This window comes from Pseudomonas sp. NPDC099000, from assembly GCF_044759925.1.
GTDB lineage: Bacteria > Pseudomonadota > Gammaproteobacteria > Pseudomonadales > Pseudomonadaceae > Aquipseudomonas.
In genome coordinates this window covers 41,384-59,824 of the sequence record NZ_JBIWAF010000006.1, presented here as the reverse complement: position 1 = coordinate 59,824, position 18,441 = coordinate 41,384, and the positions used below count along the sequence as shown (strand labels likewise).

The following is an 18,441-nucleotide window of genomic DNA, read 5'->3' as shown; positions in this document are numbered from 1 at the left end:
CATTTCTCTCAACGAATTTGTGGGCCGATGAATCGGCTCTTGGCTTCAACGTGGACGCTGTTGTCGTCGGCATCCTTGAGGATGAATTTCACCTCGTTAGTGCTCGACGGCAGTTTTTCCGGTGCCATGGACAGTTCCACTGGCTGGCTGAAAATCTCCCCGGCAGCGACTTTGATCTCGCGCTTGCCTTGCAGCTTGAGGTCCGGCAGACCGGAGGCTTCCAGTACGTAGGTATGGTCGCGCTGGTCTTTGTTCATGATCTTCAGGCTGTAAACGTTCTCGATCCGGCCTTCGGCGTTCTCGCGGTACAGCACGCGGTCCTTGCTGACGTCGAAACCGACCAGCGAACGCATGAAAAACGCACCCGCCAGCAATCCCATCATGGCCAGCAGCACCAGGGCATAGCCGATCAGGCGCGGGCGCAGTTTATGGGTTTTTTGCCCGGACAGGTTGTGCTCGGTGGTGTAGCTGATCAGTCCGCGCGGGTAGTCCATCTTGTCCATGATGCTGTCGCAGGCATCGATGCACGCCGCACAGCCGATGCATTCGATCTGCAGACCGTCGCGAATGTCGATGCCGGTCGGGCAGACCTGGACGCACATGGTGCAATCGATGCAATCGCCCAGGCCCTGGGCCTTGTAATCGATACCTTTCTTGCGCGGGCCACGGCTTTCACCACGGCGCGGATCGTAGGAAACGATCAGCGTGTCCTTGTCGAACATCACGCTCTGGAAACGCGCATACGGGCACATGTAAATGCACACCTGCTCACGCAGCCAGCCGGCGTTGCCGTAGGTGGCGAGGGTGAAAAACCCGACCCAGAAATACGACCAGCCATCCGCTTCGCCGGTAAAGAAGTCGATGGTCAGCTCGCGGATCGGCGAGAAGTAACCGACGAAGGTCATGCCGGTGACGAAGCCGATCAACAGCCACATCGAGTGCTTGCTGAGTTTGCGCAGGAATTTGTTGGCGCTCATCGGCGCCTTGTCGAGCTTGATGCGCTGGTTGCGGTCGCCTTCGGTGACCTTTTCGCACCACATGAATATCCACGTCCAGACACTCTGCGGGCAGGTATAACCGCACCACACGCGACCGGCGTACACGGTAATAAAAAACAGGCCGAAGGCGCTGACGATCAAGATCCCGGAGAGCAGGATGAAGTCCTGGGGCCAGAAGGTCGCGCCAAAGATGAAGAATTTGCGCTCCGGCAGGTTCCACCAGACGGCCTGATGACCGCCCCAGTTCAGCCAGACCGTACCGAAATACAGCAGAAACAAACCGGCACCGCCAAACATCCGCAGGTTGCGGAACAGGCCAGTGAAAGCGCGGGTGTAGATTTTTTCTCGAGAGGCATAAAGATCGACGCTGTTGTTCGCGTCTTTGGCGGGCGGTGTGACGTCGTGTACCGGAATCTGATTGCTCATCATTGCATCCCACGGCAGTGGAAAAATGCCTCGGTCAGTACATGCCGACCGCGGTCAAAAAGAGGTGTTGCAGTGGCGCAATGATACGCCTGTCGCTCTAGCTCAAGGGTGCGACCTTTGGTCGCGTTGGGCAAATTCAATTGATGGTGTAGTGACTTGAATCAATTGACTTGTGGATTATGGACGGTTTTTCGTGATGCAGAATCAGAGGTTGGGGCGATTCCTGGTCGTCGCGTGGCCGACGAGGTGAGGGCGAGCTGCGGATCTCATCCGTCCGGCAGGTCTGCCGCTGGAGTGCACGCCATGGCAGCAGTAACTTCATAGTGTAATGCACAGCAGTTTCAAATCAGCAAAACTCATAGCTGGCCAAGTTTAAGTTGGCGGAGCGATTGTTTGTCGGTGAGTGATGGAAATATATTTATTTAATTAAGATTAGTTGGTTGTTTGAAGTTTTGGTCTGTTTCCAATAAATTGATTGGGCGCGGCTGGTTGGTTGCGCATTTTATCTAATACTAATGGAAATGGAATTCTATGATTTCTAAAAAAGTTAAGCGGTTTGTTCTAGGCGTGTGCCTGCTGTCTATGGCGCCTTTGGCTTATTCAATAGACGGTGCTCCACGTCATATGATCTTCGCGTCGGATACGCAATACCCGTGGACGGATAAACTCGACCGCAGAGAGCCCGAGTCCGAGGCGGATTTCGATAAGCGCTCGAAATGGCTGGTGGAGACCCAGTTTGCAAGTATTGTCGACTTCAGGAAAAACCATGCGCAATCCCATGTGCCACTGATGATCAATGGCGATATCACCGCTTTTGGTCACGGCTGGCAGCGCTCTTACATGAGTTCGATGTTGAAAAAATACTTCAATGGCGATTTCTTGTATGGCCTGGGTAACCACGATTATGAGAATAACGTGGATGATTGCTTCAGTAATAACTGTGCAGCCGGCAGTATCGTGGAGTTTAAAGAGCATCATGAGAATAAGGTTGATAATTTTGATTTGAAAGTTGCCGGTAATTTCCTGAGCCGGCTGTATTCCGGCAGTCTCGCCTATTCCAAGAACATGGGTGACGTCCATATGGTGCAACTCAATAATGAGCCGACCTATGCCACCAGGATTTCTCACGCGTTAAACCCGACGACGTTCGACATCACCAGTACTCTGGATTGGCTTGAAAACGATTTGAGAGTCGCTCGGACTCAGGGTTACGCCATCATTATCAACATGCACAAGCCAATGGAAATGATGGGTGACAGTGAGCAAGTGTGGCGCTTCTACCAGATGATCAGGAAGTATGAGGTCACTGCTATTTTCGCCGGCCATCTCCATGATCAAGGTGGCGATGCCTATGACGTGAATGGCGTGCCGATGTACCTGAGTGGTGCCACTTCTCAGCAAACCTACCTGGTTGCCAGTTTCTCGGAGGATCGCAAGCAGTTGCACATCAACCTGGTGAAGGACAATCAATGGCAGACCCGCAAGCTGCTGGATACGGTACCGGTGAAATCGATCTGGGCCAGCCGCCCATGAAAAAGGCCCCGCCAGATCACTGGCGGGGCCTTCTTTGTTGCGTCAGGCGTTTGCCTTACTGAGCGTCTTCCGCCGGCGCTTTCTCACCGTGAGAGAGGCTGTAGACGTAAGCGGCCAGCAAGTGAACCTTGTCGTTGCCTTGCAGCTGTTCTTGCGCAGGCATCTGGCCCTGACGGCCGTAACGGATGGTCTGCTGCAGTTGAGCGAAGCTCGAACCGTAGATAAACGCTGCCGGGTGAGTCAGGTCAGGTGCGCCCATCGCTGGGGTGCCTTTGCCTTCCGGCCCGTGGCACACCGCGCAATTGGCGGCGAACAGCTTCTGGCCGGCAACCGGGTCGGCCTTGGTGCCTTCCGGCAGCTTGCGGCCATCGAGGTTGGTCAGTACGAACGCGGCAACGTTCGCAACGCCTTGCTCGCCGATCACGTCAGCCCACGCCGGCATGACCGCGTGGCGGCCACCCATGATGGTGGTCTTGATGGTTTCTGCCTCACCGCCCCAGCGCCAGTCGGCGTCGGTCAGGTTCGGGAAGCCATAAGCGCCCTTGGCGTCGGAGCCGTGGCAGACCGAGCAGTTGGAGGCGAACAGGCGGCCACCCATCTTCAGGGCTTGCGGGTCCTGGGCGACTTCTTCAATCGGCATCGAAGCGAACTTGGCGAAGATCGGACCGAACTTGGCGTCCGACTTGGCCATTTCCTTTTCCCACTCGTGAACGCCGGTCCAGCCGGTCTGGCCGTTGGCGAACGCGGTCTGCTTCTCGTTATCCAGGTAGTTGTAACCTGGCAACAGGCCTTTCCAGTTGCCCAGGCCCGGGTACAGCACCAGGTAGCCCAGGGCGAAGATGATGGTGCCCACGAACAGCATGAACCACCATTTCGGCAGTGGGTTGTCGTACTCCTCGATCCCGTCGAAGGAGTGGCCAACCGTTTCTTCGGTGGCTTCGCTGCGCTGGCCCTTGCGGGTGGACAGCAGCAGCCAGGTCAGGGCGAAGATGGTGCCGAGACTGAGGACTGTGACGTACAGACTCCAGAACGTAGTCATTCTTTGTTACTCCTAGAAGCTTGCTCGACGTGCTTGATGGCTTCGGGATCATCCGCGAAAGGCAGCAAGGTCGCGTCTTCAAACTCCGACTTGCGCTTGGGGCTGAACACCCACAACGCCAGACCGATGAAGGCCACCATCACAACAACGGTGCCCAGGCCACGAATCATCCCGATATCCATCTAATTCACCGTTTGCTTTTGATGATGGTGCCCAGGCCTTGCAGATAGGCCACCAGCGCGTCCATTTCGGTTTTGCCCTTCACAGCATCCTTGGCGCCGGCGATGTCTTCGTCGGTGTAAGGGACGCCGAGCGTGCGCAAGACTTCCATTTTCTTGGCGGTGTCTTTGCCGTCGAGCTTGTTTTCCACGAGGAACGGGTAGGCCGGCATTTTCGACTCGGGCACTACGTTGCGCGGGTTGTACAAATGCGCACGCTGCCAGTCATCGGAGTAACGACCGCCGACACGGGCCAGGTCCGGACCGGTACGCTTGGAACCCCACAGGAACGGGTGGTCCCAGACGCTTTCACCGGCAACCGAATAGTGGCCGTAACGTTCGGTTTCAGCACGGAACGGGCGGATCATCTGCGAGTGGCAGCCGACACAACCGTTGGCGATGTACACGTCGCGGCCTTCCAGTTCAAGGGCCGTGCGCGGCTTCATGCCTTCGACCGGCTTGTTGGTGACGTCCTGGAAAAACAGCGGAACGATCTGGGTCAGGCCGCCGATGCTGACGGCGATAACCATGAAGAAGGCCAGCAGGCCAATATTCTTCTCGACTGCTTCATGCTTCATCAGTGAGCTCCAACTACAGCAATCTGAGCGGCGGCTTCGGCTTCAGCCGGGTTCGAGGCGCGTACGGTCCGCCATACGTTGTAAGCCATGAGCAGCATGCCGCTGGCAAAGAACGCACCGCCCAGGGCGCGAACGATGAAGCCCGGGTGGCTGGCTTGCAGGGCTTCGACGAACGAGTAGGTGAGGGTGCCGTCGTCGTTGATTGCACGCCACATCAGGCCTTGGGTGATGCCGTTGACCCACATCGAAGCGATGTACAGGACGGTACCGATGGTCGCGAGCCAGAAGTGCGCGTTGATCAGGCCGATGCTGTGCATCTGCGCGCGACCGAACAGTTTCGGGATCATGTGGTAGATGGCGCCGATCGAGATCATCGCTACCCAGCCCAAGGCACCGGCGTGTACGTGGCCGATGGTCCAGTCGGTGTAGTGCGACAGCGAGTTCACGGTCTTGATGGCCATCATCGGGCCTTCGAAGGTCGACATGCCGTAGAAGGCGAGCGACACAACGAGGAAGCGCAAGATCGGGTCGGTGCGCAGCTTATGCCAGGCGCCTGACAGGGTCATCATGCCGTTGATCATGCCGCCCCAGCTTGGAGCCAGCAGGATGATCGACATCGCCATGCCCAGGGATTGAGCCCAATCCGGCAGCGCGGTGTAGTGAAGGTGGTGCGGACCGGCCCAGATATACAGGGTGATCAGCGCCCAGAAGTGCACGATCGACAGGCGATAGGAGTAGATCGGACGCTCGGCCTGCTTAGGAACGAAGTAGTACATCATCCCCAGAAAGCCGGTGGTCAGGAAGAAACCCACCGCGTTGTGGCCGTACCACCACTGGATCATCGCGTCAGTCGCACCGGCGTAGGCCGAGTAGGACTTGAAGAAACTCACCGGCAGGGACGCGTGGTTGACGATGTGCAGCATCGCCGTCACGACGATGAAGGCACCGTAGAACCAGTTACCCACATAGATGTGCTTGGTGTTGCGCTTGACGATAGTGCCGAAGAACACCAGACCGTAAGTCACCCAGACGATGGCCAGCAGAATAGCCAGGGGCCATTCCAGTTCCGCGTATTCCTTGGTGGTGGTGTAACCCAGCGGCAAGGTAACGATCGCGCCGACGATCACCGCTTGCCAACCCCAGAAGGTGAAGGCCGCGAGGCTGTCGGAAATCAGTCGCGTTTGGCAGGTTCGCTGCACGACGTAATAAGAAGTGGCAAACAGTGCACAACCACCGAAGGCAAAAATCACCAGGTTGGTGTGCAACGGGCGCAGGCGTCCAAAGCTCGTCCACGGCAGACCGAAGTTCAACTCCGGCCAGACCAGTTGCGAGGCGAGGAAGACACCGAGCCCCAGGCCCCGGATCCCCCAGACCACCGTCATGATGGCGAACTGGCGGACTACCTTATAGTTATAAGCAGTCGGACTGATTGCTGTGCTCATTCTAAGGTTCCACGGTTTGGGTGTTTTATTAGGAGTAAAAATCGGCCGCAAGTATGGAGAAAGCGGGGGGTCATTGCAACGCGCCATGACCTGGGTCAATGCTTTCAAAAGCTGATTCTGCGGCCTTTCCATGCGCCGCGTAAGGACAAAATTGGCCTCGGACAAAATGTCGCAGCGAACGAAAAGGGTGAGGGGGTCAGGTCAGTTGTTACGGGGTGTGTTCAAACCCAACGATCGGGTGACCGACGGCAATTGGCACGACAGCCGGTATCTACCAGCCTTTGCGGCCTGTCATCGAGCAGATTCGTCGAACACATCGGGCAAGGATGACCTGGAACCGGCTCATGCCAGTCCGCATCGGAGCAAGCTTAGCCCCGAATCCGGGGAACCGAAAGGAGGACCAGCGGAGGGGTGCGACACTTGGTCGCAAAGAGGCAGGGAACTGCCGCATCCGGGAGAATACGGCAGCAGAGCGGTCGAGATTTATTCGTGTTTGCCTTCAGCCTGCAAACGCTCGGTGCTCAGACCGTGAGACAAGCTGTAAACGTAAGCGGCCAGCAGTTGCACTTTGTCGTTGCCGAGCAGTTCGTTCTGCGCCGGCATATGGCCCTGGCGGCCATGGCGGATGGTCTGCTGAAGTTGCGCCAGGCTTGTACCGTAGATGAATCCGGCCGGTTGCGTCAGGTTCGGCGCGCCCATGGCCTCAGTGCCCTGGCCGTTCGCACCATGACAGGCTACGCACGTGGTGCTGAACGCTTGCTGTCCGGCGTGCAGATCGGCAGTGTCGTCAGCCGGCAATGGCAGGCCGGCCAATTCGTGACGCACATACGCGGCTACGTTCTTGACGCCGGCATCACCGAGGATTTCACCCCAGGCCGGCATGGCCGCCATGCGACCACCCATGATCGTGGTCTTGATCATCTCGGCCTCACCGCCCCAGCGCCAGGTGCTGTCGGCCAGGTTCGGGAAGCCGAAAGCGCCCTTGGCATCCGAGCCGTGGCACACCGAGCAATTCGAAGCGAACAGGCGCCCACCCATTTTCAGCGCTTGCGGGTCCTTGGCCACTTCTTCAACGGGCATCGCCGCGAACTTGGCGAAGATCGGCCCGAACCTGACGTCTGCCTTGTTCATCTCCTTTTCCCACTCGTGGACGCCGGTCCAGCCGTCCTCATAACCCGGCAGGATGCCTTTCCAGTTGCCCAGGCCCGGATAAAGAATCAGGTAACCCACGGCAAATACCAGCGTGCCGGCGAACAGCATGAACCACCACTGCGGCAACGGATTGTCGTACTCCTCGATGCCGTCGAAGCTGTGGCCCATGGTCTGGTCGACGCTGCCCTTGGTTTCGCCCTTGCGGGTGCCAATCAGCAGCCAGGTCAGACCGATCAGGCTGCCGATGGTCAGTACGCAGATCCACGTACTCCAGAAGGTGGTCATGGCCGGGTACTCCTTGTGACAGGTTCTTGGGTGCTAGGGGGTTGTGGCTCATCGGCGAACGGCAGCAGGCGCGCTTCGGCGAATTCCGGGTTGCGCTTGCTGTTGAACACCCACAGCGTCAGGCCGACGAAGGCCACGAACACGACGACCGTACCGAGACCGCGGATCATTCCACTGCTTATCACGGTCACTATTTCGAAGGGTATGGTCATGGCTCACCTCTTGCTCTTGATGGCAGTGCCGAGCACTTGCAGGTAAGAGACGAGTGCGTCCATTTCGGTCTTGCCCTTGAGGCTGGCGACGGCGCCGCTGATGTCGTCATCGGTGTACGGCACGCCGAGGGTGCGCATGGTGCGGATCTTGGTTTCCGTGTGGTTGCTGTCGACCGCTTGCGTGACCAGCCATGGGTAGGCAGGCATTTTCGACTCCGGCACCACGTTGCGCGGGTTGTACAAGTGCGCACGGTGCCAGTCATCCGAGTAACGCGCGCCGACCCGGGCCAGGTCCGGTCCGGTGCGCTTGGAGCCCCAGAGGAACGGGTGATCCCAGACGCTTTCACCGGCCACCGAGTAGTGCCCGTAGCGCTCGGTCTCGGCGCGGAAAGGCCGGATCATCTGCGAGTGGCAACCGACGCAGCCTTCGCGGATGTAAATGTCGCGGCCTTCCAGTTGCAGGGCGGTGTAGGGCTTCATGCCTTCCACCGGTTTGTTGGTCACGTCCTGGAAGAACAACGGGACGATCTGGGTCAGACCGCCGATGCTCACGGCCAGGACCATCAGCAGCATCAGCAGGCCGACGTTTTTCTCGATTGTTTCGTGTTTCATGGCGGACTCCTCAGGCCATCTGCGCGGCAGCGGCGACTTCGGCAGGCTGCGAGGCCCGCACGGTGCGCCAGGTGTTGTAGGCCATCAGCAACATGCCGCTGAAGAAGATCGCACCGCCGACCAGGCGCACGACGAAGCCTTGGTTGCTGGCCACCAGGGTTTCGACGAAGGAGTAGGTCAGCGTGCCGTCTTCGTTGACGGCGCGCCACATGAGGCCCTGGGCGATGCCGTTGACCCACATCGAGGCGATGTAGAGAACGGTGCCGATGGTCGCGAGCCAGAAGTGCGCGTTGATCAGGCCGATGCTGTGCATCTGCGCACGACCGAAGATTTTCGGGATCATGTGGTACAGCGCGCCGATGGAAATCATCGCCACCCAACCGAGGGCGCCGGCGTGAACGTGGCCGATGGTCCAGTCGGTGTAATGGGAGAGGGCGTTGACCGTTTTGATGGCCATCATCGGCCCTTCGAAGGTCGACATGCCGTAGAACGCCAGCGAGACCACGAGGAAGCGCAGGATCGGGTCGCTACGCAACTTATGCCAGGCGCCCGAGAGCGTCATCATGCCGTTGATCATCCCGCCCCAGCTCGGTGCAAGCAGGATCAGCGACATCACCATGCCCAGCGACTGCGCCCAGTCCGGCAGCGCGGTGTAGTGCAAGTGGTGCGGACCGGCCCAGATGTACAGGGTGATCAGCGCCCAGAAGTGCACGATGGACAGGCGATAGGAATACACCGGACGCTCGGCCTGTTTCGGCACGAAGTAGTACATCATCCCGAGGAAACCGGCGGTGAGGAAAAAGCCCACGGCGTTGTGGCCGTACCACCACTGGACCATGGCATCGGTGGCACCGGCATACACCGAGTAGGACTTGGTGAAGCTCACCGGCAGCTCAACGTTGTTGACGATGTGCAGAATGGCCACGGTGATGATGAACGCACCGAAGAACCAGTTGCCGACGTAGATGTGTTTGGTCTTGCGCTTGGCCAGCGTGCCGAAGAACACGATGGCGTAGGCGACCCAGACGATGGTGATCAGGATGTCGATCGGCCATTCCAGCTCGGCGTATTCCTTGGAGCTGGTGTACCCCAGCGGCAGGCTGATGGCCGCCAGCAGGATCACCACTTGCCAGCCCCAGAAGCAGAACGCGGCGATTTTCGGCGCAAACAATTGGGTCTGGCAGGTGCGCTGCACCGAATAGAACGAACTGGCGAACAGGGCGCAACCACCGAAGGCGAAGATCACCGCGTTGGTGTGCAGCGGGCGCAACCGGCCGAAACTGGTCCACGGCAAATCGAAGTTGAGTTCAGGCCAGACCAATTGGGCCGCGAGAAAAACCCCGAGCCCCATGCCGATGATGCCCCACACCACCGTCATAATGGCGAATTGGCGGACCACCTTGTAGTTGTAGGCGGTACTGATAGAAGTGTTCATGGTTCCCCATCCACGGTTCAGCCGAAGTGAGCACGCTTGCAACAAAAAGGCAGCGTGTCCTTCGCCTGGAGTTATAGGCAGACTAAAAGCGAGGCAAGCATGGACAAAGAGCACAAGGCCAGTATTGACGGGGATCAATGGGCGCGGTGTGTGCAGGATCATGGATGGTTGTGGAACGCCGCCTCAGGACCTGCATCGGCCACGTTGATCCTCGCCCATGGTGCCGGTGCGCCGATGGACAGCGGCTGGATGAACGACATGGCTGCGCGCCTTGCCGATCAAGGCGTCAACGTCCTGCGCTTCGAGTTTCCGTACATGGCGCAGCGGCGTATTGACGGGGGCAAGCGTCCACCGAATCCGGCGCCGAAACTGCTGGAATGCTGGCGAGAGGTGTACGCCGAGGTGCGACGCCATGTCACTGGGCGTCTGGCCATTGGCGGCAAGTCCATGGGCGGGCGGATGGCCAGTCTTTTGGCGGATGAGCTGGAGGTGGATGCGCTGGTGTGCCTCGGTTATCCGTTTTATGCGGTGGGTAAATCGGAGAAACCTCGGGTCGAACATTTGTCTTCGTTGAAGACGCCGACATTGATCGTGCAGGGTGAGCGGGATGCGCTGGGCAATCGTGAGGCGGTCGAGGCTTATACGTTGGCACCGAGTATTGAGGTGTTTTGGCTGGTGGCGGGTGATCATGATTTGAAGCCGTTGAAGGCTTCGGGGTTTACGCATGAGCAGCATTTGGCGGCTGCGGCTGACAAGGTTGCTGCATTTTTTCAGTGAGAGGTGCGGTGCCTGTCAGGGCCCCTTCGCGGGCAAGCCTCGCTCCTACAGACGGTTCGCCGATTTCACGGACACTGATTACTTGTAGGAGCGAGGCTTGCCCGCGAAGGCGATCAGTCAGGCGTCATTGTTCAACGATCTGGTAATAAACAACGACAGCACATCCACCTTTTTTGTATTTGCTTGTTGATCGTCTCTTTTCAGATTGAAAGTACCGTTGGGACTCAAACGATAGGTTTTGAACGTGGCGTTGTAGTCACCTTTTACAGTTCCCTTGACCGGATCGAGTGTGATTGTCAGTTCCGCATCATCCGCGTATACAACCCTAAAGCCGGTGAACCCTGGAGGGGCGGGAATTGAGTGGGTATGTGACAGGTGCAGATCCTGCCCGTCGCCAAGCTTGTAGGTCTGTTCCAGCGGGTTGTCATCGATGTAAGGCACTATCAGGAGAAAACTGAAGTAGTTCTCTTCATCACCTGAGCCGATCGAGCCGGCGAAAACCCAGCTTTCTTCGCCGGTAGGTTCGAATAGGCTTCGGTAAAAAGAGGTGTCTTTTGCATGAATCGGTTTACCTTCGAAGTTCCAGTTAAATTCGTCTCCTGGTACCTGAATAGTATTTTCCTTAGGGATGAAAAAATCTTTAGTGGTCATTGCGAAATCCTTCTCTGGAATGGGTATGAAGTAAATGCCGACGGGCTATACCGGCACTCAATTGATATCCCGCCCGTACGGGTGCGTCTACTGTCAGACCTGACAGCTAGACGCCGGATTTCAAATGTGGGTGCACTGGCTAGCGGCCAATCGTGCATCCCGGTATTACTTTCCATGAGCCAAAAAAAACCGGAAGTATCAACCTCCGGTTTTTTTTCATTCCAGCACTAATCAGCGATTAAACCGCTCCACCAAGGAATACTGCGTATTCGCCGTCTTCGTCAGCTCTTCACTCAACAACGCCGAGTGCTGTGCCTGTTCCGAAGTCTGGTCAGCCAGCTGCGAGATGTTGCTGATGTTACGGCTGATTTCCTCGGCCACTGCGCTTTGCTCTTCGGTCGCCGCCGCAATCTGGGTGGTCATGTCGGTAATGTTGGCCACCGCTTCGCTGATCCCCACCAGTGCCTGATCCGCTTCCAGTACCCGCGCCACGCCTTCTTCAGCCTGGCGATGCCCGGCTTCCATGGTTTGCACCGCGGTGCTGGCGGTTTGCTGCAGCTTGGCGATCAGGGCGTGGATTTGCCCGGTGGATTCACTGGTGCGTTGCGCCAGTTGACGCACTTCGTCAGCCACCACCGCAAAACCACGGCCCATCTCGCCGGCACGCGCCGCTTCGATGGCGGCGTTCAGGGCCAGCAGGTTGGTCTGGTCGGCGATGCCTTTGATCACATCGACCACGCCGCCGATTTCGTCGCTGTCCTTGGCCAGTTGGGTCACGGTCAGCCCGGTTTCACCGACCACCACCGACAGGCGCTGGATGGCTTCGCGGGTTTCCCCGGCGATGTCGCGACCGCGACCGGTCAGGCGATTGGCTTCCTGAGTGGCGTCGGCGGTGCGCTGTACGTGGCTGGCGACTTCCTGCGTGGTGGCGGCCATCTGATTGACGGCGGTGGCCACTTGTTCGGTTTCGACGCGTTGACGTTCCAGGCCACTGGAGCTGCTGTGAGCCAGGGTGTCGGACTGTTTCGCTTGATCGCTCAGGTGTTCGGCGGTGTCCTGCAGACGTGTCAGGCAGGTTTTCAGACGCGCTTCCTGGCTGAGAATCGACATCTCCAGACGTGCCTGGGCGCCACGACTGTCGGTGTACATCTGCGCGATCAGCGGATCGGAGGTGGTCTGCTCGGCCAGGCGCAGCAAGCGCTTGAGGCCACGCTGTTGCCAGCTCAAGCCCAACAGGCCCAGCGGCACCGAAAGGCCGGCGGCGAGGGCGAAGCCCCACTGGGAGTTGAGCGACGCACCGATCATGAAACTCAGCTGGCTGACCAGAATGAACGGCAGCCAGTCCTGAAGCACCGGCAGCCATTTGTCCGTCGATGGAATCGCCGACTTGCCCTGGTTGATGCGTTGGTAGAGCGCTTCGGCACGGCGGATCTGCTCGGCGGTGGGTTTGACCCGCACCGATTCGTAACCGACCACCTGATTGCCTTCGAACACCGGTGTGACATAGGCGTTAACCCAGTAGTGGTCACCGGTCTTGCAGCGATTCTTGACAATGCCCATCCATGGCAAGCCTTGTTTCAGTGTGCCCCACATGTGCGCGAACACCGCGGCCGGGACGTCGGGGTGACGGACCAGGTTATGCGGCGCACGGATCAGTTCTTCACGAGAAAACCCGCTGATTTCGACGAAGGCGTCGTTGCAGTAGGTGATCACGCCCTTGGCATCGGTGGTGGAAATCAACCGTTGCTGAGCCGGGAAGGTCCGTTCGCGTTGTGTGGTGGGCTGGTTGTTACGCATGGCTTTTTCAATCCGCAAGGCTTTCAGAGGTTGTCGGCGGCGTCAGGATTTTATTGAAAATATTTTTCAATAATCAGTGGCGCGTCGCAAAACGGCCATTGCATCAGCCGGCGAGCATCGGGTACGTGAACAGGGCGAAATGCAGCAGGTTCAAGCCGAAATGGGTGGCGACGGCCGCCCCCAATCCGCCGAAACGGTAGGCCAGACCATAGCCGACACCTGCCAGACCCGCCAGCAGCACCCAATGCCAACCCGCCCCCACATGCACCAGGCCGAATAACAGCGAGGCGAGCAGCAATGCCAGGTTTTCACCGTAGGGCAGGTGTTTGAAGTGTCGGCTCAGCCCACCCTGGACGTACCCGCGAAACAGCGCTTCCTCCACCAACGTCACTAGCAGCAGATTGTTCAGCACCCACAACCCGGCTTGATCCGGCCACTTCGGCGCCCAACTGATCACCCCCAGCAAGAGCGCACCACCCAAGGCCAGCACGGCACTCAACGTCAGCGCCAACGCGGTGGCGTAGATGGAAAGGCGCAGTGAATGCCGGCCGACAATCCACGGGCACACCAGCAACAGCCAGAAGCCGATCAGGGGTTTGTCCTGATTCAGGTACATGGAAAACGGCACGGCATCGACGGTGAAGCGTTGCGGGGCGATGCCGCGACCGTTGTAGAAACCGGGCAGCCAGTGCATAGCCAGCGCCAGGGCGAGGATGATAAACACGCCATGGCCGATGTAGCGAGCAACGGGAATCTTTTGCTGGCGGACAGCGAAACCGGCGACCAGCAGCAACGCGACCGAGATGCCGGCGAGCCAGCCGAGTTGGCCGTAGGTCAGAGCGAGGGCGTAGCCGAGGGAGAGAAGGGCCAGGTAAGTCCATGGCAGGGCAATCATTGAAAATCCTTGTGTCCGAAGTGTTGCGGGTTGACTCGGTCCCACAGTGGTTTGTGTGGGGCACATACTCGTGAACAATGCCAAATAGGCGCGCAATTATAGGGACGTACGCGCCTGAAACAAAAACACCGCCCTTAAGGCGGTGTCTGTGTCAGCAAGCGGTTACGACGCAATCAACTGCCGCAACACGTAATGCAGAATCCCCCCTGACTTGAAGTATTCCACTTCATTGAGCGTATCGATCCGGCACAGCACCTCGACTTTCTCGCGACTGCCGTCCTCGCGGGTGATGATGAGTGTCAGGTTCATCCGCGGCGTCAGCTCCACGCCGGTCAAACCGAGGATCTCCAGCGTCTCCTTGCCGGTCAGGTTCAGGCTCTTGCGGTTCTGATCCAGCTTGAACTGCAACGGCAGCACGCCCATGCCCACCAGGTTGGAACGGTGAATCCGCTCGAAGCTTTCGGCGATGACCGCTTTAACCCCCAGCAGATTGGTGCCCTTCGCCGCCCAGTCGCGGCTCGAGCCGGTGCCGTATTCTTGCCCGGCGACCACCACCAGCGGTGTGCCCGACGCTTGATAGCGCATGGCCGCGTCATAGATCGGCATCCTTTCCCCAGTCGGGATGTAGATCGTGTTGCCGCCTTCTTCGCCACCGAGCATCTCGTTGCGAATACGGATATTGGCGAAAGTGCCGCGCATCATCACTTCATGATTGCCGCGACGGGAACCATAGGAGTTGAAGTCCCGCGGCTCCACGCCTTTCTCGCGCAGGTAGTGACCGGCCGGGCTGTCCGCCTTGATGTTGCCGGCGGGGGAGATGTGGTCAGTGGTCACCGAGTCGCCCAGCAGCGCAAGGACCCTGGCGCCGGCGACGTCCTTGACCACGGGCGGCGGGCCGCCGATGTCATCGAAGAACGGTGGATGCTGGATGTAAGTCGAATCGTCCTGCCAGACATAGGTCGCTGCTTGCGGCACTTCGATTGCCTGCCATTGCTCGTCGCCGGCAAACACCTCGGCGTATTCCTTGTGGAACATTGCGGTGTTGACCTGACTCACGGCATCGGCAATTTCTTTGGTGCTTGGCCAGATGTCCCGCAGGTACACCGGATTGCCGTCCTTGTCGTTGCCCAGCGGCTCGCTGCTGATGTCGGTCCTAACCGTACCGGCCAACGCATAAGCAACGACCAGCGGCGGGGACGCCAGCCAATTGGTTTTCACCAGCGGATGCACCCGACCTTCAAAGTTACGGTTACCCGACAGCACCGAGGCGACGGTCAGGTCGGCGGCCTGAATGGCTTTTTCGATCGGTTCCGACAAGGGGCCGGAGTTGCCGATGCACGTGGTGCAGCCGTAGCCGACCAAGTCAAAACCCAGCTCATCCAGATACTGGGTCAGCCCGGCGGCCTTGTAGTAGTCGGTGACCACTTTCGAACCGGGGGCCAGCGAGCTCTTGACCCACGGTTTGCGCTTGAGACCTTTCTCCACCGCTTTCTTCGCCACCAGCCCGGCGGCCATCATCACGCTCGGATTGGAGGTGTTGGTGCAAGAGGTGATCGCGGCGATCACCACCGCGCCGTTTTTCAATCGATAGGTTTGACCGTCGTACTCGTAGTCGGCTTCGCCCGCCAGATCGGCATTGCCCACCGCGACGCCACCGCCGCCTTCACTTTCCAGGCGACCGACTTCCTTGCTGGTGGGTTTGAATTGCAGGTCGATGAAGTCACTGAACGCTTGCGCGACATTCGGCAGCGAAACCCGGTCCTGTGGGCGTTTCGGCCCGGCCAGGCTGGCTTCGACGCTGGCCATGTCCAGCGCCAGGGTGTCGGTGAACACCGGTTCCTGGCCCGGCAGACGCCACAGGCCCTGGGCTTTGCTGTAGGCCTCGACCAGTTTCACGGTTGCAAGTGGGCGACCGGACAGGCGCAGATACTCGAGCGTGATGTCGTCGACCGGGAAGAAGCCGCAGGTGGCGCCGTATTCGGGGGCCATGTTGGCGATGGTCGCGCGGTCGGCCAGCGGCAGGTCGGCGAGGCCGTCACCGTAGAACTCAACGAATTTGCCGACCACGCCTTTCTTGCGCAGCATCTGCGTGACGGTCAGCACCAGGTCGGTGGCGGTGATGCCTTCCTTGAGCTTGCCGGTGAGTTTGAAACCGATCACTTCCGGAATCAGCATCGACACCGGTTGCCCGAGCATCGCCGCTTCCGCTTCGATCCCGCCAACGCCCCAGCCGAGCACGCCCAGGCCGTTGATCATGGTGGTGTGGGAGTCAGTGCCGACCAGGGTGTCGGGGAAAGCATAGGTGCGGCCGTCCTCATCCTTGGTCCAGACCGTGCGACCGAGGTATTCCAGGTTGACCTGGTGGCAAATGCCCGTGCCCGGCGGCACCACGCTGAAGTTGTCGAAGGCGCTCTGGCCCCAGCGCAGGAACGCGTAACGTTCACCGTTGCGCTGCATTTCGATGTCGACGTTCTGTTCGAAGGCGCTGGAACTGCCGAATTTGTCGACCATCACCGAGTGGTCGATCACCAGATCCACGGGGGAGAGCGGATTGATGCGCTGCGGGTCACCGCCGGCCTTGGCCATGGCGGCGCGCATGGCGGCCAGGTCGACCACGGCAGGCACGCCGGTAAAGTCTTGCATCAATACCCGGGCGGGACGGTATTGAATTTCGCGGTCGGAGCGACGCTCCTTGAGCCAGGCGGCAATCGCCCGAAGGTCGGCGCCGGTGACGGTTTTTTCATCTTCCCAGCGCAGCAGGTTTTCCAGCAGCACTTTCAACGACATCGGCAGCTTGTCCAGGTCGCCCAGGCTTTTGGCGGCATCCGGCAAGCTGAAATAGTGATAGGTCTTGTCGTCGACTTGTAAGGTTTTAAGGGTTTTCAGGCTATCGAGGGACGGCATTGAAATGACTCCTTTGGGTCCGCACGGCTACGGACTGACGGGACAGACAGAGCCTTTAACCTAGCCCTGTTCATTCGTTAAAGCTAATAACTGGACTCTATGGCCAAGTCCGAGGTTCCGAACTCGGCTATCATGCGCCGGTTTTCGTGACAGGCTTTGCTTCAACGCAAGCCTGGGCATCGCGCAGTGGCTGAATTATTCGCCAACTGCCCAGGAGTAAAGAATGAACACCCTCTTTATGCATTGCCGGCCGGGCTTCGAAAGCGAAGTCTGTTCCGAGATTTCCGAACACGCCGCACGGCTGAACGTGGCCGGTTATGCCAAGGCCAAGACCGCCAGCGCCTGCGCCGAATTCATCTGCACCGAAGAAGACGGCGCCGAGCGCCTGATGCGCGGACAGCGTTTCGCCGAGCTGATCTTCCCGCGCCAGTGGGCGCGCGGGATCTTCATCGATTTGCCGGAAACCGACCGCATCAGCGTGATCCTCGCGCACATGGCGGACTTCCCGCTGTGCGGCAGCCTGTGGCTGGAAATGGTCGACACCAACGATGGCAAGGAGCTGTCGAACTTCTGCAAGAAATTCGAAGGCCACTTACGCAAGGCGCTGATGGCGGCCGGCAAATTGGTCGAGGATGCACACAAGCCGCGCCTGCTGTTGACCTTCAAAAGCGGCCGCGAAGTATTCATGGGCCTGGCCGAATCCAACAACTCGGCGATGTGGCCGATGGGCATTCCGCGTCTGAAGTTCCCGCGTGAAGCGCCAAGCCGTTCGACGCTGAAGCTGGAAGAGGCGTGGCACCACTTCATCCCCCGCGATCAGTGGGATGAGCGCTTGCACAGCGACATGACCGGCGTCGACCTCGGTGCCGCCCCCGGCGGCTGGACCTGGCAACTGGTCAACCGTGGCATGTTGGTGACTGCGATCGACAACGGTCCGATGGCCGAAAGCCTGATGGACACCGGTCTGGTGCAGCACTTGATGGCCGACGGTTTCACCTTCAAGCCCAAGCAGCCGGTGGACTGGATGGTCTGCGACATCGTCGAGAAACCGGCGCGCAACGCCGCGATGCTGGAAGAATGGATTGGCGAGGGACATTGCCGCGAGGCGGTGGTCAACCTGAAACTGCCGATGAAACAGCGTTACGCCGAAGTGAAACGCTTGCTGGAGCGTATTGCCGACGGGTTCAAGGAGCGCGGCATTCGGGTCGAGATCGGCTGCAAGCAGCTGTATCACGACCGTGAAGAAGTGACCTGCCATTTGCGCCGACTCGATGTGAAGAAACCCAAGTCCCGTTGATTTTGTGCACTGATCGTTCCCACGCTCTGCGTGGGAATGCATCCCGTGACGCTCTGCGTCACATCCAAAGGCGGAACGCGGAGCGTCCCCGGCGGCATTCCCACGCAGAGCGTGGGAACGATCAGCGGTGTATGCCACAGATGACGTTTATCCCGGCAATGCGCGACAATGTCGGCCAGTTTCAGGAGTG

Annotated in this window: 16 protein-coding genes; 3 read left to right on the top strand and 13 right to left on the bottom strand. The window is 59.0% G+C overall.

Features of this window, described 5'->3' with window-relative positions:
• Positions 1-8: 8 nt before the first annotated feature.
• Positions 9-1,424: a cytochrome c oxidase accessory protein CcoG gene (ccoG, locus tag ACIQV9_RS09985; protein ID WP_403100625.1), complete on the bottom strand. Its 1,416-nt coding sequence runs from the start codon at positions 1,422-1,424 to the stop codon at positions 9-11.
• A gap of 531 nt (positions 1,425-1,955) precedes the next feature.
• On the opposite strand from ccoG, the gene ACIQV9_RS09980 reads away from it, so the two are divergent.
• Positions 1,956-2,957, top strand: a complete 1,002-nt coding sequence (locus ACIQV9_RS09980; protein WP_403100623.1) for a metallophosphoesterase family protein — start codon at positions 1,956-1,958, stop codon at positions 2,955-2,957.
• 55 nt (positions 2,958-3,012) lie between these two features.
• Here ACIQV9_RS09980 and ccoP (ACIQV9_RS09975) read toward each other — a convergent pair whose 3' ends face one another.
• The 8 genes from ccoP (ACIQV9_RS09975) to ccoN (ACIQV9_RS09940) form a co-directional block, all read right to left on the bottom strand.
• Positions 3,013-3,996 carry a cytochrome-c oxidase, cbb3-type subunit III gene (ccoP, locus tag ACIQV9_RS09975; protein ID WP_403100620.1) on the bottom strand — a complete coding sequence of 328 codons (984 nt, stop codon included), beginning with the start codon at positions 3,994-3,996 and terminating at the stop codon, positions 3,013-3,015.
• Positions 3,993-4,178: a CcoQ/FixQ family Cbb3-type cytochrome c oxidase assembly chaperone gene (locus ACIQV9_RS09970; protein WP_003175465.1), complete on the bottom strand. Its 186-nt coding sequence runs from the start codon at positions 4,176-4,178 to the stop codon at positions 3,993-3,995. The genes ccoP (ACIQV9_RS09975) and ACIQV9_RS09970 overlap by 4 nt, the downstream gene beginning before the upstream one ends.
• A 5-nt stretch (positions 4,179-4,183) precedes the next feature.
• The gene (gene ccoO, locus ACIQV9_RS09965; RefSeq protein ID WP_009042961.1) at positions 4,184-4,792 is read right to left on the bottom strand and encodes a cytochrome-c oxidase, cbb3-type subunit II; all 609 of its coding nucleotides are present in this window, start codon (positions 4,790-4,792) and stop codon (positions 4,184-4,186) included.
• The gene (ccoN, locus tag ACIQV9_RS09960) at positions 4,792-6,234 is read right to left on the bottom strand and encodes a cytochrome-c oxidase, cbb3-type subunit I (RefSeq protein ID WP_403100616.1); all 1,443 of its coding nucleotides are present in this window, start codon (positions 6,232-6,234) and stop codon (positions 4,792-4,794) included. The genes ccoO (ACIQV9_RS09965) and ccoN (ACIQV9_RS09960) overlap by 1 nt, the downstream gene beginning before the upstream one ends.
• A gap of 483 nt (positions 6,235-6,717) precedes the next feature.
• Positions 6,718-7,671: a cytochrome-c oxidase, cbb3-type subunit III gene (gene ccoP, locus ACIQV9_RS09955; protein WP_403100614.1), complete on the bottom strand. Its 954-nt coding sequence runs from the start codon at positions 7,669-7,671 to the stop codon at positions 6,718-6,720.
• The gene (locus tag ACIQV9_RS09950; protein ID WP_403100611.1) at positions 7,668-7,883 is read right to left on the bottom strand and encodes a cbb3-type cytochrome oxidase subunit 3; all 216 of its coding nucleotides are present in this window, start codon (positions 7,881-7,883) and stop codon (positions 7,668-7,670) included. The genes ccoP (ACIQV9_RS09955) and ACIQV9_RS09950 overlap by 4 nt, the downstream gene beginning before the upstream one ends.
• Positions 7,884-7,886: 3 nt before the next feature.
• Positions 7,887-8,495 carry a cytochrome-c oxidase, cbb3-type subunit II gene (gene ccoO / locus ACIQV9_RS09945; protein WP_403100608.1) on the bottom strand — a complete coding sequence of 203 codons (609 nt, stop codon included), beginning with the start codon at positions 8,493-8,495 and terminating at the stop codon, positions 7,887-7,889.
• A gap of 10 nt (positions 8,496-8,505) precedes the next feature.
• A complete protein-coding gene (gene ccoN / locus ACIQV9_RS09940) occupies positions 8,506-9,930 on the bottom strand; it encodes a cytochrome-c oxidase, cbb3-type subunit I (protein WP_403100605.1) in 1,425 nt (474 codons plus the stop codon).
• A 99-nt stretch (positions 9,931-10,029) separates the two neighbouring features.
• Between ccoN (ACIQV9_RS09940) and ACIQV9_RS09935 the strand changes: the two genes are divergently transcribed.
• The gene (locus ACIQV9_RS09935; protein ID WP_403100603.1) at positions 10,030-10,707 is read left to right on the top strand and encodes an alpha/beta family hydrolase; all 678 of its coding nucleotides are present in this window, start codon (positions 10,030-10,032) and stop codon (positions 10,705-10,707) included.
• A gap of 117 nt (positions 10,708-10,824) precedes the next feature.
• Here ACIQV9_RS09935 and ACIQV9_RS09930 read toward each other — a convergent pair whose 3' ends face one another.
• The 4 genes from ACIQV9_RS09930 to acnA form a co-directional block, all read right to left on the bottom strand.
• On the bottom strand, positions 10,825-11,358 hold the full coding sequence (locus tag ACIQV9_RS09930) for a hypothetical protein (protein WP_403100600.1): 534 nt from the start codon (positions 11,356-11,358) through the stop codon (positions 10,825-10,827).
• A 231-nt stretch (positions 11,359-11,589) separates the two neighbouring features.
• Entirely contained in the window at positions 11,590-13,155 is a 1,566-nt protein-coding gene (locus ACIQV9_RS09925) for a methyl-accepting chemotaxis protein (protein ID WP_403100598.1), read from the bottom strand.
• Between the two features lie 103 nt (positions 13,156-13,258).
• The gene (locus ACIQV9_RS09920; RefSeq protein ID WP_403100595.1) at positions 13,259-14,050 is read right to left on the bottom strand and encodes a lysostaphin resistance A-like protein; all 792 of its coding nucleotides are present in this window, start codon (positions 14,048-14,050) and stop codon (positions 13,259-13,261) included.
• 162 nt (positions 14,051-14,212) lie between these two features.
• On the bottom strand, positions 14,213-16,954 hold the full coding sequence (gene acnA, locus ACIQV9_RS09915) for an aconitate hydratase AcnA (RefSeq protein WP_403100592.1): 2,742 nt from the start codon (positions 16,952-16,954) through the stop codon (positions 14,213-14,215).
• 223 nt (positions 16,955-17,177) lie between these two features.
• Between acnA and rlmM the strand changes: the two genes are divergently transcribed.
• Entirely contained in the window at positions 17,178-18,251 is a 1,074-nt protein-coding gene (gene rlmM / locus ACIQV9_RS09910; protein ID WP_403100589.1) for a 23S rRNA (cytidine(2498)-2'-O)-methyltransferase RlmM, read from the top strand.
• The last annotated feature ends 190 nt before the right edge of the window (positions 18,252-18,441 follow it).

Excerpts from the sequence above, each read along its gene's own strand:
- ccoP (WP_403100620.1), bottom strand. The coding sequence starts at position 3,996 with ATGACTACGTTCTGGAGTCTGTACGTCACAGTCCTCAGTCTCGGCACC.
- ACIQV9_RS09970 (WP_003175465.1), bottom strand. The coding sequence starts at position 4,178 with ATGGATATCGGGATGATTCGTGGCCTGGGCACCGTTGTTGTGATGGTG.
- ccoN (WP_403100616.1), bottom strand. The coding sequence starts at position 6,234 with ATGAGCACAGCAATCAGTCCGACTGCTTATAACTATAAGGTAGTCCGC.
- rlmM (WP_403100589.1), top strand. The coding sequence starts at position 17,178 with ATGAACACCCTCTTTATGCATTGCCGGCCGGGCTTCGAAAGCGAAGTC.
- ACIQV9_RS09935 (WP_403100603.1), top strand. The coding sequence starts at position 10,030 with ATGGACAAAGAGCACAAGGCCAGTATTGACGGGGATCAATGGGCGCGG.
- ccoO (WP_403100608.1), bottom strand. The coding sequence starts at position 8,495 with ATGAAACACGAAACAATCGAGAAAAACGTCGGCCTGCTGATGCTGCTG.
- ACIQV9_RS09930 (WP_403100600.1), bottom strand. The coding sequence starts at position 11,358 with ATGACCACTAAAGATTTTTTCATCCCTAAGGAAAATACTATTCAGGTA.
- ACIQV9_RS09920 (WP_403100595.1), bottom strand. The coding sequence starts at position 14,050 with ATGATTGCCCTGCCATGGACTTACCTGGCCCTTCTCTCCCTCGGCTAC.
- ACIQV9_RS09980 (WP_403100623.1), top strand. The coding sequence starts at position 1,956 with ATGATTTCTAAAAAAGTTAAGCGGTTTGTTCTAGGCGTGTGCCTGCTG.
- ACIQV9_RS09950 (WP_403100611.1), bottom strand. The coding sequence starts at position 7,883 with ATGACCATACCCTTCGAAATAGTGACCGTGATAAGCAGTGGAATGATC.
- ccoP (WP_403100614.1), bottom strand. The coding sequence starts at position 7,671 with ATGACCACCTTCTGGAGTACGTGGATCTGCGTACTGACCATCGGCAGC.
- ccoN (WP_403100605.1), bottom strand. The coding sequence starts at position 9,930 with ATGAACACTTCTATCAGTACCGCCTACAACTACAAGGTGGTCCGCCAA.
- ccoO (WP_009042961.1), bottom strand. The coding sequence starts at position 4,792 with ATGAAGCATGAAGCAGTCGAGAAGAATATTGGCCTGCTGGCCTTCTTC.
- ccoG (WP_403100625.1), bottom strand. The coding sequence starts at position 1,424 with ATGAGCAATCAGATTCCGGTACACGACGTCACACCGCCCGCCAAAGAC.
- acnA (WP_403100592.1), bottom strand. The coding sequence starts at position 16,954 with ATGCCGTCCCTCGATAGCCTGAAAACCCTTAAAACCTTACAAGTCGAC.
- ACIQV9_RS09925 (WP_403100598.1), bottom strand. The coding sequence starts at position 13,155 with ATGCGTAACAACCAGCCCACCACACAACGCGAACGGACCTTCCCGGCT.